Annotated in this window: 11 protein-coding genes; 9 read left to right on the top strand and 2 right to left on the bottom strand. The window is 72.3% G+C overall.

All coding sequences use genetic code 11. The features are described 5' to 3' along the window. Positions 1-3 precede the first annotated feature (3 nt). From ACGF8B_RS34230 to ACGF8B_RS34205, 6 genes are all read left to right on the top strand, one after another. Positions 4-2,082: a molybdopterin oxidoreductase family protein gene (locus ACGF8B_RS34230; protein ID WP_392746054.1), complete on the top strand. Its 2,079-nt coding sequence runs from the start codon at positions 4-6 to the stop codon at positions 2,080-2,082. Next, entirely contained in the window at positions 2,079-3,302 is a 1,224-nt protein-coding gene (locus ACGF8B_RS34225) for an NAD(P)/FAD-dependent oxidoreductase (protein WP_392746053.1), read from the top strand. The genes ACGF8B_RS34230 and ACGF8B_RS34225 overlap by 4 nt, the downstream gene beginning before the upstream one ends. A 4-nt stretch (positions 3,303-3,306) precedes the next feature. Further along, the gene (nirB, locus tag ACGF8B_RS34220; protein ID WP_392746235.1) at positions 3,307-5,910 is read left to right on the top strand and encodes a nitrite reductase large subunit NirB; all 2,604 of its coding nucleotides are present in this window, start codon (positions 3,307-3,309) and stop codon (positions 5,908-5,910) included. Next, complete coding sequence (locus ACGF8B_RS34215; RefSeq protein WP_392746052.1) at positions 5,907-6,305, top strand: nitrite reductase (NAD(P)H) small subunit; 399 nt, start codon at positions 5,907-5,909, stop codon at positions 6,303-6,305. The genes nirB and ACGF8B_RS34215 overlap by 4 nt, the downstream gene beginning before the upstream one ends. After that, positions 6,305-7,669: a nitrate/nitrite transporter gene (locus ACGF8B_RS34210; RefSeq protein WP_392746050.1), complete on the top strand. Its 1,365-nt coding sequence runs from the start codon at positions 6,305-6,307 to the stop codon at positions 7,667-7,669. Before ACGF8B_RS34215 ends, ACGF8B_RS34210 begins: the two co-directional genes overlap by 1 nt. A 70-nt stretch (positions 7,670-7,739) precedes the next feature. After that, positions 7,740-7,895 carry a DUF6131 family protein gene (locus tag ACGF8B_RS34205; RefSeq protein ID WP_392746233.1) on the top strand — a complete coding sequence of 52 codons (156 nt, stop codon included), beginning with the start codon at positions 7,740-7,742 and terminating at the stop codon, positions 7,893-7,895. A gap of 18 nt (positions 7,896-7,913) precedes the next feature. Here ACGF8B_RS34205 and ACGF8B_RS34200 read toward each other — a convergent pair whose 3' ends face one another. Next, on the bottom strand, positions 7,914-8,840 hold the full coding sequence (locus tag ACGF8B_RS34200) for a LysR family transcriptional regulator (RefSeq protein WP_392746049.1): 927 nt from the start codon (positions 8,838-8,840) through the stop codon (positions 7,914-7,916). 178 nt (positions 8,841-9,018) lie between these two features. On the opposite strand from ACGF8B_RS34200, the gene ACGF8B_RS34195 reads away from it, so the two are divergent. After that, a complete protein-coding gene (locus tag ACGF8B_RS34195; protein WP_392746047.1) occupies positions 9,019-10,359 on the top strand; it encodes an MFS transporter in 1,341 nt (446 codons plus the stop codon). Positions 10,360-10,413: 54 nt separating this feature from the next. Then, positions 10,414-12,066 carry an amidohydrolase gene (locus ACGF8B_RS34190; protein WP_392746046.1) on the top strand — a complete coding sequence of 551 codons (1,653 nt, stop codon included), beginning with the start codon at positions 10,414-10,416 and terminating at the stop codon, positions 12,064-12,066. Positions 12,067-12,307: 241 nt separating this feature from the next. Here ACGF8B_RS34190 and ACGF8B_RS34185 read toward each other — a convergent pair whose 3' ends face one another. After that, the gene (locus ACGF8B_RS34185) at positions 12,308-12,760 is read right to left on the bottom strand and encodes a MarR family winged helix-turn-helix transcriptional regulator (protein WP_392746045.1); all 453 of its coding nucleotides are present in this window, start codon (positions 12,758-12,760) and stop codon (positions 12,308-12,310) included. 112 nt (positions 12,761-12,872) lie between these two features. On the opposite strand from ACGF8B_RS34185, the gene ACGF8B_RS34180 reads away from it, so the two are divergent. Next, the gene (locus tag ACGF8B_RS34180; protein ID WP_392746044.1) at positions 12,873-13,538 is read left to right on the top strand and encodes a non-oxidative hydroxyarylic acid decarboxylases subunit B; all 666 of its coding nucleotides are present in this window, start codon (positions 12,873-12,875) and stop codon (positions 13,536-13,538) included. The last annotated feature ends 6 nt before the right edge of the window (positions 13,539-13,544 follow it).

The following is a 13,544-nucleotide window of genomic DNA, read 5'->3' as shown; positions in this document are numbered from 1 at the left end:
GGCATGACGACGACCGACACCCACTGCCCGTACTGCTCACTGCAGTGCGGCATGCGCCTGCGGACGCCGCAGGACGGCGGCGAGGCGCAGGTACTGGAGCGCCCCGACTTCCCCGTCAACCGCGGCGCGCTCTGCGGAAAGGGCCGGTCGGCCACCGCCGTGCTCCGCTCCGGGATCCGGCTCACCGCGCCGCTGGTACGTGCGGAGCGGGGCGGCGAACTGCGTGAGGCGTCCTGGGAGGAGGCCCTCGACCGGGTGGCGTCCGGGCTGGCGGCCGCAGGCCGGCGCCACGGGCGGGACGCGGTCGCGGTCTTCGGCGGGGGCGGGCTCACCAACGAGAAGGCCTACCTGCTCGGCAAGTTCGCCCGGGTGGTGCTCCGCACCCCGAACATCGACTACAACGGCCGGTTCTGCATGTCCTCGGCGGCCGCCGCGCACCGGATCGCCTTCGGCCTGGACCGCGGGCTGCCCTTCCCGATGGCCGACATCGCCACGACCGGCTGCGTGATCCTGGTCGGCGCGAACCCGGCCGACACCATGCCGCCCGCACTGCGCCACTTCACCGAACTCCGCGCCAACGGCGGCACCCTGATCGTGGTGGATCCGCGACGCACCCGTACCGCCGAGCAGGCCGACCTGCATCTGCAACCCGTCCCCGGCACCGATCTGGCACTCGCGCTCGGCCTGGTGCACCTGGCGGTCGCCGACCGCCGGGTGGACGAGGCCTTCGTCGCCGAACGCACCACCGGCTTCGAGGCGGCCCGCACCGCGGCGACGGCGCACTGGCCGGAGCGGGTGGAAGCGCTGACCGGCGTACCGGTCCACCGACTCCGCGAGGCCCTGCGGCTCTTCGCGGACGCCCCCACCGGCATGGTGCTCACCGCGCGTGGCCCCGAGCAGCAGAGCAAGGGAACGGACACCGTCGGCGCCTGGATCAACCTCTGCCTGGCGCTGGGCAAGGCCGGTCGGCCCGGCTCCGGGTACGGCTGCCTGACCGGACAGGGCAACGGACAGGGCGGGCGGGAGCACGGCCAGAAGGCCGACCAGTTGCCCGGCTACCGCTCGATCGAGGACCCCGCCGCCCGCGCACACATCGCGGACGTCTGGGGCGTGCACCCCGACGAACTGCCGGGCCCGGGCCGGTCGGCCTACGAACTGCTGGACGGCCTGGGAACGGCGGGCGGCGCCCGGGCCCTGCTGGTGATGGGCTCCAACCCGGTGGTCTCCGCGCCGAACGCGGCCCATGTCACCGAGCGGCTGCGGTCCCTGGACCTCCTGGTGGTCAGCGACCTGGTGCTCTCCGAGACCGCGCAGCTCGCCGATGTGGTGCTGCCCGCGGCACAGTGGGCGGAGGAGACCGGCACGACCACCAACCTGGAGGGCCGGGTGATCCTGCGCCGGGCGGCGCTGACCCCGCCACCGGGCGTACGCACCGACCTGCACGTGCTGCGTGAACTGGCCGCCCGGCTCGGCGTGGCCGAGGGCTTCCCCGAGCAGGCCGAGGACGCCTTCGAGGAGCTCCGCCGCGCCTCGGCCGGCGGTGCGGCCGACTACGCCGGGATCAGCTATCCGAGGATCCGGAACGAGAACGGGGTGTTCTGGCCCTGCCCCGACGAGGAGCACCCCGGCACGCCCCGGCTGTTCCTGGACCGCTTCGCCACCCCGGACGGCCGGGCCCGCTTCGCCCCGGTCACCCACCGCCCGGCCGCCGAGGAACCCGACCGGGAGTACCCGCTCCACCTCACCACCGGGCGGGTCCTCTCCCAGTACCAGAGCGGCGCCCAGACCCGCCGGGTGCCCGAGCTGAACCGGGCCGCGCCCGGCCCGTTCGTCGAACTCCACCCGCGGCTGGCGGCGCGGCTGGGCGTCGCCGAGGGAGACCCGCTCAAGGTCACCAGCCGGCGCGGCCGTGCGGTGGCCCCCGCCCGGGTGACCTCGTCGATCCGGCCCGACACCGTCTTCATGCCGTTCCACTGGGCGGGCGCCGGACGGGCCAACACGCTCACCAACCCGGCCCTCGACCCGGTCTCCGGGATGCCCGAGTTCAAGGTCTGCGCCGTGCGTGTGGAGCCGGTGCGATGAGCCGCCGGATCGCGGTGGCCGGCGCCGGAATGGCCGCCGCCAGGTTCGCGCAGCAGTACCGGGCGCACGGCGGCGACGCGGAAGTGGTGCTGTACGGGGCGGAGCCGCGCGGCCCGTACAACCGGGTGCTGCTGGCCGACGTGCTGACCGGACGCCACGACCCGGAGGCGACAGCGCTGCCCCACGGTGCCGGAACCGCCGTGCGCACCGGCTGCGAAGTGGTCGGCCTGGACCTCGTGGAACGCCGGCTTCGGCTGTCGGGAGGTGAATCGGCCCGCTACGACGAGCTGGTCCTGGCCACCGGCGCCAACCCCGTACTGCCGCCCCTGCGCGGACTGCACGCACCGGACGGGCGTGACGGCGGGCGCCGCCGCGGGCTGAAGGAGGGGGTGCACGCCTTCCGTACCCTCGCCGACTGCGCCCGCATCGCGGAGGACGCCGCCGGAGCCGAACGCGCCGTCGTCATCGGCGGCGGGGTGCTCGGAGTGAGCGCCGCCCGCGCGCTGGCAGCGCTCGGCCTTCCGGTGGAGATCGTCCACCAGGCTCCCCATCTGATCGAACGCCACCTGGACGACCGGGCCGGCGACGCGCTGCGCGGACACCTCGCCGCGCTGGGCGTGGCGACGTACCCCGGCAACCGCGCCAGGGCCCTGCGCGGCGGAGCACGCGTCACCGGGGTCGAACTGGCCGGTGGCCATGTGCTGGACGCGGACCTGGTGGTGCTCGCCTGCGGGGTCCGCCCGCGCACCGGCCTGGCCGACGCGGCCGGGATCGCGGTGCGCTCCGGAGTCGTGGTGGACGACCGGCTCGCGGCCTCCGCGCCCGGGGTGTACGCGATCGGCGACTGCGCCGAACACCGGGGGACCGTCCACGGACTGGCGGGCCCCGCCTGGGAACAGGCCGATCTGCTGGCGGCCCGGCTGGCGGGCACGGGCGAGGACCTCCGCTACACCGGCTCGCGCCCGATGGCCCGGCTCTCCGCAGGGCCCCTGGAGTACGCGGCCTTCGGCGAGGTGGGCGAGGACCTCCCCGGCACCGACGTGCTGCGCCTGGTCGACCCGACCCGTGGCTCGTACAAGAAGCTCGTGCTCCGCGGCGACCGCCTCGTCGGCGGCATCCTGCTCGGCGATCTCGCCGCGGCCGGCGACCTGGCCCGCGCCTACGAGCGTGACGACCCGCTGCCCGAGAACCCCCACGACCTGCTCACCACCGACCGATGACCCTCTGTGGCACCACCCGAGGAGACCGCCCGTGATCGAGAAGTCCCTGATCCTGGTCGGCCACGGCATGGTCGGACAGCGCTTCCTGGAAGCCCTGTCCGAGCGGCCGGCCGCCGAGCAGAAAAACCGCTGGCGAGTCACCGTACTCGCCGAGGAGCCGCGCCCCGCCTACGACCGGGTGCATCTGACCAGCTGGTTCTCCGGCACGTCCGCGGAGGAACTGAGCCTGTGCCCGCCCGGGTTCGTCGAGCGGCACGGCATCGATCTGCGGTTGGGCGACCCGGCCACCGGGATCGACCGCGAGGCCCGTACCGTCACCACCCGCAGCGGTGGCGTCCTGCGCTACGACGCCCTGGTGCTGGCCACCGGTTCCTACCCGTTCGTGCCGCCGGTGCCCGGCCACGACGCCGCGGGCTGCCATGTCTACCGGACCATCGAGGACCTGGAGGCGATCACCGCGAGCGCCGGACGGGCCTCGGTCGGCGCGGTGGTCGGCGGCGGACTCCTCGGCCTGGAGGCGGCCGGAGCGCTGCGGGCCATGGGACTGGAGACCCATGTGGTGGAGTTCGCACCCCGGCTGATGGCCCTTCAGGTGGACGAGGGCGGCGGCGCGGTGCTCCGGCGCAAGATCGAGGAGCTCGGCGTCCATGTCCACACCGGGGCCGGCACCCAGCGGATCGACACCGACGAACACGGCAGGGCCCGCACCATGGCACTCTCCGACGGCACCGGCCTCGACGTCGACCTGGTGGTCTTCTCGGCCGGGGTGCGCCCGCGCGACCAGCTGGCCCGCGACTGCGGTCTGCCGGTGGGCGGACGCGGCGGCATCGTGGTGGACGAACACTGCCGTACCGCGGACCCGCACGTCTGGGCGATCGGAGAGTGCGCCCTCGCGGTCGACGGCCGGGTCTACGGACTGGTCGCCCCCGGCTATGCGATGGCCGACACGGTGGCCTGTCAACTCACGGGCACACCATCCGAGTTCACCGGATCCGACACCTCCACCAAACTCAAACTGCTGGGCGTGGACGTGGCCAGCTTCGGTGACGCGCTGGGGACCACCGAAGGCGCACTGGAAGTGCTCTACGCCGACAGCAGGGCCGGAATCTACAGAAAACTGGTGGTCGGCCCGGACGGACGGCTGCTCGGCGGAGTGCTGGTCGGCGACGCCGAGTCCTACTCCACGCTCCGCCCGCTCGCCACAAGCCGTGCCCAACTGCCCGCACCGGCAGAGGAGTTGATCCTCCCGGCCGCCTCGGCGGGCCGGCAGGGCCCCCTGGTGCTGCCGGACGAAGCGGTGGTCTGCTCCTGTCACAACGTCAGCAAGGGCGCCATCCGGGCAGCCGTGACGGAACAGGGAATACACACCGTCCCCGAGGTCAAGAAGTGCACCAGGGCCGGTACCGGATGCGGAAGTTGCGTCGAACTGCTGGGCTCCATCGTGGGCGAGGAGCTGGCGGCGGGCGGGCACGAGGTGGCCCGCGGCCTGTGCGAACACTTCACCCACACCCGCGCCGAGCTCTACGAGATCGTCCGCGTCAAGGGCATCACCGGCTTCTCCCGGCTGATCGACGAACACGGCAACGGCGAGGGCTGCGACATCTGCAAACCCACCGTCGCCTCGATCCTGGCCGCCCTCGGCAACGGCCACGTCCTGGACGGCGAACAGGCCGCCCTCCAGGACACCAACGACCACTTCCTGGCCAATCTCCAGCGCAACGGCTCCTACTCCGTGGTGCCCCGGATCCCCGGCGGCGAGATCACCGCCGAAGGACTCATCACCATCGGTGAGATCGCCCGCGACCACGGTCTCTACACCAAGATCACCGGCGGCCAGCGGATCGACCTGTTCGGCGCCACCGTCGACCAGCTTCCGGGCATCTGGCGCCGCCTGGTGGACGCCGGATTCGAGTCCGGCCACGCCTACGGAAAGGCCCTGCGCACGGTCAAGTCCTGTGTCGGGCAGGCCTGGTGCCGCTACGGCGTACAGGACTCCGTGGCCCTGGCGATCGAACTGGAACTGCGCTACCGGGGCCTGCGCGCACCGCACAAGCTCAAGTCCGCGGTGTCCGGCTGCGCCCGGGAGTGCGCGGAGGCACGGAGCAAGGACTTCGGGGTGATCGCCACCTCGGACGGCTGGAACCTCTACGTCGGAGGCAACGGAGGCACCACGCCACGCCACGCCGATCTGCTGGCCGCCGACCTGGACCACGACACCCTGATCCGCACCGTCGACCGGTTCCTGATGTTCTACATCCGCACCGCCGACCGCCTGGAGCGCACCGCCCCCTGGCTGGAACGCCTGGAGGGCGGCCTCGACCATCTGCGCGCCGTCGTCCTGGACGACTCGCTCGGCATCTGCGCGGACCTCGACGAACTGATGGCACGACACGTCGAGACGTACGAGGACGAGTGGGCGGCGACCCTGGCCGACCCCGAACGGGTACGCCGCTTCGTCTCCTTCGCCAACGCCCCGGGGACGCCCGACCCCACCGTGCGCTTCGTCCACGAACGCGACCGGATCCGCCCGGCCCGCCCCGACGAGGACGGGTTCCCCCTCGCTCCGGCCCTGATCGCCGGACCGGCCCTGGAGGTACGCACACGATGAGCGGGACCGAGACCGAACCCACCGAAGCCGTGGTGGAGATCGACGACGGGGGGAGCTGGACGCCGGTCTGCCGGTACCGCGACCTCGGTCCGGGGCGCGGTGTCGCCGTACTGGTCGGCGCGCGCGGCGACCAGGTCGCGCTCTTCCGCGAGCGCGGCGGCACGGTGCACGCACTGGCCAACCGCGATCCGTTCAGCGGCGCCCATGTCATCTCCCGCGGTCTGCTCGGCAGTCGGCTCGGCGTACCTGTGGTGATCTCACCGATGCTCAAGCACGCCTTCGAACTGCGCACCGGACGCAGCCTGGATGAGCCGCACGCCCCCGACGGCACCCCCGCCGACCTGCGTGTCTGGCCCGTGCGCGTGGTCGCGGCGGCCACTGCGGAGGTCTGCTGATGAGCACCGCCACCGCAGCCGTCACCACCGGCCGGACCGGATCCCGGCGGATCGAGGACTGGGACCCCGAGGACAACGAGTTCTGGACCCTGGCAGGCGCCCGGATCGCCCGGCGCAACCTGGTCCACTCGGTCCTCAGCGAACACATCGGCTTCTCCGTCTGGAGCCTGTGGTCGGTGCTGGTGCTCTTCCTCGGCCCGGAATACCACATCGACGCGGCCGGGAAGTTCACCCTCACCGCCCTGCCCACCGCACTCGGATCGGTACTGCGGATCCCGTACACAACGGCCGTGGCACGGTTCGGCGGCCGCAACTGGACCGTGTTCAGCGCCCTGTTGCTGCTCGTGCCGACCATCCTGGCCGGGATCGTGCTCAAGCCCGGGGTCTCGTACGGCACCCTGCTCGCGGTGGCCGCCGTGGCCGGTGTCGGCGGCGGCAACTTCGCCTCCTCGATGGCCAACATCAACGCCTTCTACCCACAACGGCTCAAGGGCTGGGCACTGGGCGTGAACGCCGGCGGCGGCAACCTCGGCGTTCCGGCCGTGCAACTGCTCGGCCTCCTGGTGCTGGCCACCGCGGGCGCCGCCCACCCACGGCTGCTGATCCTCGTCTACCTCCCGCTGATCGTGCTGGTCGCGCTCGGCGCGGCGCTGCGGATGGACAACCTCGCCACCGCACGCGCCGAACGCGGTGCCCTGCGCGAGGTGCTGGCGAGCAGGCACGGCCGGGTGATGTCGCTGCTCTACATCGGTACCTTCGGCTCGTTCATCGGCTTCGGCTTCGCCTTCGGGCAGGTCCTCCAGGTCCAGTTCCACCAGCAGTTCGACACCCCGGTGAAGGCGGCGGCCCTCACTTTTCTCGGGCCGCTGCTCGGCTCGCTCTCCCGACCGCTGGGCGGTCTCCTGGCGGACCGTCACGGCGGCGCCCGGGTGACCTTCTGGACGTTCGCCGCGATGGCGGTGGGCGCGGGGGTGGTACTGGAGGCGTCACGGCAGCACTCACTGGCGTTGTTCCTGGGGGGATTCGTCGCGCTCTTCGTCCTCAGCGGGGCGGGGAACGGCTCGACGTACAGGATGATCCCGGCGATCTTCCGGGCCACCGCACGGGCGGAGACCGCCGAAGGGGCGGTGCCGGCCGAGGCCGAGCGGCGCTCACGGCGCCGGACCACCGCCCTGATCGGAGTGGCGGGCGCGATCGGCGCCTTCGGCGGAGTGCTGGTCAACCTCGCCTTCCGCCAGTCCTTCCTGGAGACGGGGAACGGACAGGCCGCGTACGTGGCGTTCCTCGGCTACTACGCCCTGTGTCTGGTACTGACCTGGGCCTGCTACCTGCGCCGGTCCCCGCACCGCCTGCCGGACGTGTGATCACCCGGTGGAACGGCCACGGGGCGAGCCCGGGTGGATACTGGGAGGAATCGCATGATTGGAGGACATCATGATCGTTCTCGGCGTCATCCTGCTGGTCATCGGCTTGGTGGCCGGAATCTCGATCCTGTGGACCATCGGTGTGGTGCTCGTCGTGATCGGGGCCGTCCTGTGGATCCTCGGTGCCGCCGGGCACGCGGTCGGCGGCCGACGCCACTACTGGTAGCGCCACCGCACCGGCAGGTCACAGCCCCGGGAACCGACGCATCCGGAACTCGCAGTAGTCGCGCAGGCCGTCGACCAGGGTGTGGATGGCGGGGCGGGCGTAATGGGAGGCGTCCCATCCCGCGTACAGCGGGACCGTCAGCGGGCCGTCCGGAGTGTGCACGATCAGTTCGGACAGGCCGAAGCGGGCGTCGTCGGTGACCAGACAGACTCCGCGCCCCGCCGCGGCGAGTGCCTGCGCGAAGGGCGACGACCCGGTCTCCGACACGGCGGCGAAGCCGAGCCCCGCCCGGCTCACGGCCTCGTCCACGACCAGCCGCGCCACGTTGGCGCGGGTCATCAGGATCAGCGGTTCGGAGACCAGCTCGGCGAGATCGATCGTGCGGCGCCCGGCCCAGGAGTGCCCGGCGGGCACCTGCGCGATGACGGGCGTACGGCCCAGGAACGCGGATTCCAGCGGGGCAGGGGCGGGACCGGTGGAGATGCCGAGGTCGGCGTCGCTGCGCGCCAGCGTGTCGAAGACCCGGCTGGGGTCCTCCTGGATGGCGTCGCGCAGCGTGGGCCCCGCGCTGCCGCCGCCCGCCATGAACGGGGCCAGCAGGTAGGCGACGGTGGAGGGGGCGGTGACCACCGTGAGCGCCGCCTGCTCTCCCCGCCCCACGGCGGACATCGTCTCGGCGGCCTGTTCCGCCCGGCGCACCAGGTCCTGGGCGATCGGACGGAATCGGCGGCCGGCCGCGTTCAGCGTCAGTGAGCCCGGCCGGCGGGTGAACAAGGAGACTCCCAAGTCCTTCTCCAGGGAGCTCAGTTGGCGCGACAGCGAGGGCTGGGCGATGTGCACCTGACGGGCCGCGGCGGTGACCGAATCGGCCTCCGCGACAGCGAGGAAGTAACGCAGCACCCGCAGTTCCATGGCCGCCTCCAAGAAGCCTCGGTACCTTCCCATGCCTTGAAGGCATGGGAATCGTAGCAATCAAGTATTAGACGCTATGAGTGGTCGAATCCCAGACTGTGGCTGTCCAGCTCACCGTCCCGGCTCCTTCGCCCAAGGGCTCCCCACCGTCCGGTCCTCCCGCACCGTCCGGCCCCTCGCCGAAGGCTCCGCGCCCGCCGGAGGCCCACCCATGAACGTCAGACTTCCCGACGCCGCCGAAGCGCGGGGCACCCGCGCTTCGGGCCGGGCCCGCCGTGCGGGTCTCGCCTCGTTCGTCGGCACCACCATCGAGTGGTACGACTTCTACATCTACGGAACGGCGTCCGCGCTCGTCTTCGGAAAGCTGTTCTTCCCCGACGTGTCGCCGGCCGCCGGCGTGCTCGCCTCCTTCGCGACGTTCTGGGTCGGCTTCCTCGCCCGGCCCATCGGCGGGATCGTCTTCGGCCACCTGGGCGACCGCATGGGCCGCAAGGGCACCCTGGTCACCACGCTGCTCATGATGGGCGCCGCCACCTTCCTGGTCGGAGTGCTCCCCACCCACGCGCAGATCGGTGTGGCCGCCCCCTTCCTGCTGGCGCTGCTGCGCGCCGTCCAGGGCATCGCGGTGGGCGGTGAGTGGGGCGGCGCGGTGCTGATGGCGTCCGAGAGCGCCCCCAAGGGCCGGGGCTCCCTCTTCGCGATGCTGGTGCAGCAGGGCTCCCCGGCCGGGGCGATCCTGGCCACCCTGGTCTTCCTCGCGGCCGGCACCCTGGACGACGCCGCCTTCGCCTCATGGGGCTGGCGCGTGCCGTTCCTGCTGTCCGGGCTGCTCGTCGTGGTCGGACTGGTGATCCGCCTGAAGGTCGAGGAGTCGGACGACTTCGAGCGGGTCAAGGAGAGCGGCGACGTGGTGAAACTCCCGATCGCCGAGGTGCTGCGCACCGACTGGCGCACCGTCCTGCTGGGCATCGGCGCCTCGATCATGGGCATCTCCGCCGCGTACTTCACCAACACCTTCGTGCTCTCGTGGACCACGAACGAGCTGCACATGAACCGGCAGACGATGCTGTACGTCCTGCTCGCGCTCTCCGTGGTGCAGTTCCTGTGGCAGCCGCTGGCCGCGCTGATCTCCGAACGGGTCGGCGAGGCCCGGTTCATGGTGTGCTCGCTGCTCGCCAACGTCGTCGTCGCCGTCCCGATGTTCCTGCTGATCAACACGGCGCGCCCGGTCCTGGTGTTCTGCGGCATCGCACTCGCCATGATCAGCGGCTCGGGGTACTACGCCGTCCTGGCCGGCTTCCTCGCCCGGGCCTTCCCCTCCCGGGTCCGGTACACCGGCATCTCGCTCTCGTACCAGCTGTGCTCGACCCTCATCGGCGGCACGACCCCGCTGGTGGCCCAGGCGCTGCTGACGTCCGGCGGCGGCTCGATCTGGCCCGTGGTCGCGTTCTACGCGGCCCTGCTGCTGGTCACCACGGCGTGCGTCGCCGTGCTCGCCCGTTTCATGGAGCGGCGCGCACCGAGCGTGCCGCCCGTCGCGGCCGCCGTCTGACGACACCCTCCCGCCAGCGCCCCATCCCCCCGTAGCACCCAAGGAGTTGACCCCGTGCGCCTCGACGCAGTGTTCCACAACGGACGGTTCGCCACCCTCGACCCGGACCGCCCCGAGGCCCGCGCCATCGGCGTACTGGGCGGCCGGATCGCGGCTCTCGACGAGGAACTGGCGGGGTGCACCGCCGACACCGTCGTCGACCTCGGCGGAGCGCACGCGGTACCCGGCTTCAACGACGCCCACCACCACCTCAGTCTGGTCGGCAAGGGGCGGCGCGAGCTCGATGTCTCGTACACCGCGGCGCCCACCCTCGACGCGCTGTACCGGGCCGTGGCCGAGCGGGCCGCGACGCTGCCCGCCGACGCCTGGGTGCTGGGTGCGGGCTACGACCAGAACAAGACCGGCGCCCATCCGACCGCCGCAGCGCTCGACCGGGCCGCCGGGGGCCGTCCGGTCTGGCTGGTGCACACCTCGCACCACATGGCCGTCGCCGGCACGGCGGCGTTCGCCCGGGCCGGTTTCACCGACCTCACCGCGGTGCCCGACGTCCCCGGCGGTCATGTCGTGCGGGACGCGTCAGGGCGGGCGGAGGGACTGCTCCAGGAGACCGCGATGCAACTGGTCGAGCGGGTGCTGCGGCCGGAGCCCGCCGAGGAGTGGACCGCCAACATCGCCGAGGGGGCACGGGCCGCCCTCGCGGTCGGACTCACCAGCGTGACCGAGCCGGGCATCGGCGTCGTCGACGGCATCGGCAACGGTCCCGCCGATCTGGACGCCTACCTGCGCGTCCGGGAGAGCGGCCGGCTCGGCGTCCGGATGACGCTCATGCCGTACATCACGGCACTGCACGACTGCGGCGTCTTCGCGCCGGACACCACCTGGTACGGCCTCGACCTCGGCCTGCGTACCGGATTCGGTGACGAGTGGCTGCGCATCGGCCCGACGAAGATGATGTCGGACGGCTCGCTGATCGGCCGCTCCGCGGCGATGTGCTGCGACTACCAAGACACCCCCGGCAACAGCGGTCTGCTCCAGCACGAGCCCGAGCAGATCCGCCGCTACATCGTCGAGGCACACCGCTGCGGCTGGCAGATCGCCACGCACGCCATCGGGGACGCCGCACTGGACGTCGTTCTCGACGCGTACGAGGAGGCGCAGCGGAGGCATCCGCGCGCCGATGTGCGTCACCGGGTCGAGCACGCCGCGGTGACCAGTGACGCCCAGGTCGCCCGGATCGCGGCGCTCGGCCTGATTCCGGTGCCGCAGGGCCGGTTCCTCTCGGAGATCGGAGACGGCCTCCTGGCGGCGCTGGGCCCCGAACGGTCCGGGCTGGCCTACCGGATGCGGTCGTTCCTCGACGCGGGGCTGGTGCTGCCCGGCTCGTCGGACGCCCCCGTGGTCGCCCCCGACCCGCTGCTGAGCATCCACGACATGGTGAACCGGACGACCGCCTCGGGTGCGCCGATCGGCCCGCACGAGGCGGTGACGGCACGGGAGGCGCTGACCGCTTACACGATCGGCTCGGCCCACGCCGTCCACGAGGAGCACATCAAGGGAACCCTCGCCCGGGGCATGCTCGCCGACTTCGCGGTGCTCAGCGACGATCTGCTGGGCGTCGCCCCGGACCGCATCGCACGGCTGACGGTGGGGGCGACCGTGGTCGGCGGCCGGGTCGCCCACGACGCCGGAGCGCTCAAGGCCGCCTGAGCGCAGGCCCGCGGCGGGCGCGGAGTCCGGCGGCGCCGGTTTCCCGCGGTGCGATCCGGTGCGTCGGCCGGCGGGACGTTGTGCACCACCCGGATCCCGTGACGTGCCCGGTCCGCCGCGGACGGCCCGAACACCGCGGCGGCACGCCGGCCACACCGCCGTCGCGACACGGTGCCGCACCGGATCGCCCGCAGCACGGTGCCGGCCGGCCACGCTCCGACCCGTCCGGTCGAGGCCGCCGTCACCGCTCCCGCCGCTGCGCCGCGCGCCGCAACAGCTTGAGGAACTGTTCCCGTTCCTCCGGGGAGAACGGCGACAGCATCTCCTCGTTCACCGCCACGACCGCGGGCGCGAGCCGGACGGCCAGTTCCCGGCCGCTCCCGGTGATGCGCACCAGCTTGCGGCGCCGGTCCTTCTCGTCCTGAGCCAGCTCCACCAGCCCGCGCCGACGCAGCCGGTCCAGGAGCGGGGCGGTGGTCGACTTGTCGAGATGGGCCAGCGAGCCGAGCGTGCCCTGATCCATGTCGCCATGGGCGTGCAGCAGGGTCAGGACAGTGAATTGAGGACCCGTCAGGTCCTGGTCCACCCGCTCGTACCAGAGCCGGGTGTGCGCCTGGTTCAGCTGCCGGGCCAACGGCCCGACTCCGCCGATGGCATCGAGCCGAACGTCCGGTTCCCCGTTCTCCTGCGACATCGCCCGCTGCCTCCGCCGAATTGATTATGACGTACACGTACTTTACCGTGAAGACCAGTAGGACGTGTACGGAATAACTGTGCGTGACGTCCGTGAACGGAAGGACGGTGCGATGAAGCTCGTGGTCGCCATGACAGGTGCCACCGGCGCGCCCATCGGGGTGCGCCTGCTGGAAGCGCTGAAGGAACTGGGCGTCGAGACGCATCTGGTCGTCAGCCGCTGGGCCCGGACCACGCTGGCGCAGGAGACGGCGTACTCGCTGCGCGAGGTGGCGGCGCTCGCTTCGGTGTGTCACAGCCCGGACGACCAGGGCGCCGCCATCTCCAGCGGATCGTTCCGGACCGACGGCATGGTGGTCGTGCCGTGCAGCATGAAGACGCTGGCCTCCATCCGTACCGGCCAGGGGGAGGGGCTGATCGGCCGGGCCGCGGACGTGGTGCTCAAGGAGCGGCGCCGGCTCGTCCTGGTGGCCCGGGAGACCCCGCTGTCGGCCGTGCATCTGGAGAACATGCTGGACCTGACGCGGATGGGCGCGGTGATCATGCCGCCGGTCCCGGCGTTCTACAACCGCCCCCGTGGCATCGACGACATCGTCGAGCACATCGTGGCCCGCGTCCTCGACCAGTTCGACCTCGAACTCCACACCGCCCGGCGATGGCAGGGGCTCGGGGCCGCTGCCGCGGATCGCCCGGCACGCCGCGCCCGGCAGGCACCGAACGACGAACCCCGCCACCCCGCCCGGCCCGTGGAGCGGCCGGAACACTCCACCACACTCTGAGAAAGG

Origin of the sequence: Streptomyces sp. NPDC047917 (assembly GCF_043204345.1) — a bacterium.
In the GTDB taxonomy this organism is placed as follows: domain Bacteria; phylum Actinomycetota; class Actinomycetes; order Streptomycetales; family Streptomycetaceae; genus Streptomyces; species Streptomyces sanglieri.
This window is presented reverse-complemented; position numbering and strand designations above follow the sequence as displayed.

Excerpts from the sequence above, each read along its gene's own strand:
- ACGF8B_RS34225 (WP_392746053.1), top strand. The coding sequence starts at position 2,079 with ATGAGCCGCCGGATCGCGGTGGCCGGCGCCGGAATGGCCGCCGCCAGG.
- ACGF8B_RS34180 (WP_392746044.1), top strand. The coding sequence starts at position 12,873 with ATGAAGCTCGTGGTCGCCATGACAGGTGCCACCGGCGCGCCCATCGGG.
- ACGF8B_RS34185 (WP_392746045.1), bottom strand. The coding sequence starts at position 12,760 with ATGTCGCAGGAGAACGGGGAACCGGACGTTCGGCTCGATGCCATCGGC.
- ACGF8B_RS34215 (WP_392746052.1), top strand. The coding sequence starts at position 5,907 with ATGAGCGGGACCGAGACCGAACCCACCGAAGCCGTGGTGGAGATCGAC.
- ACGF8B_RS34230 (WP_392746054.1), top strand. The coding sequence starts at position 4 with ATGACGACGACCGACACCCACTGCCCGTACTGCTCACTGCAGTGCGGC.
- ACGF8B_RS34200 (WP_392746049.1), bottom strand. The coding sequence starts at position 8,840 with ATGGGAAGGTACCGAGGCTTCTTGGAGGCGGCCATGGAACTGCGGGTG.
- ACGF8B_RS34195 (WP_392746047.1), top strand. The coding sequence starts at position 9,019 with ATGAACGTCAGACTTCCCGACGCCGCCGAAGCGCGGGGCACCCGCGCT.
- ACGF8B_RS34210 (WP_392746050.1), top strand. The coding sequence starts at position 6,305 with ATGAGCACCGCCACCGCAGCCGTCACCACCGGCCGGACCGGATCCCGG.
- ACGF8B_RS34205 (WP_392746233.1), top strand. The coding sequence starts at position 7,740 with ATGATCGTTCTCGGCGTCATCCTGCTGGTCATCGGCTTGGTGGCCGGA.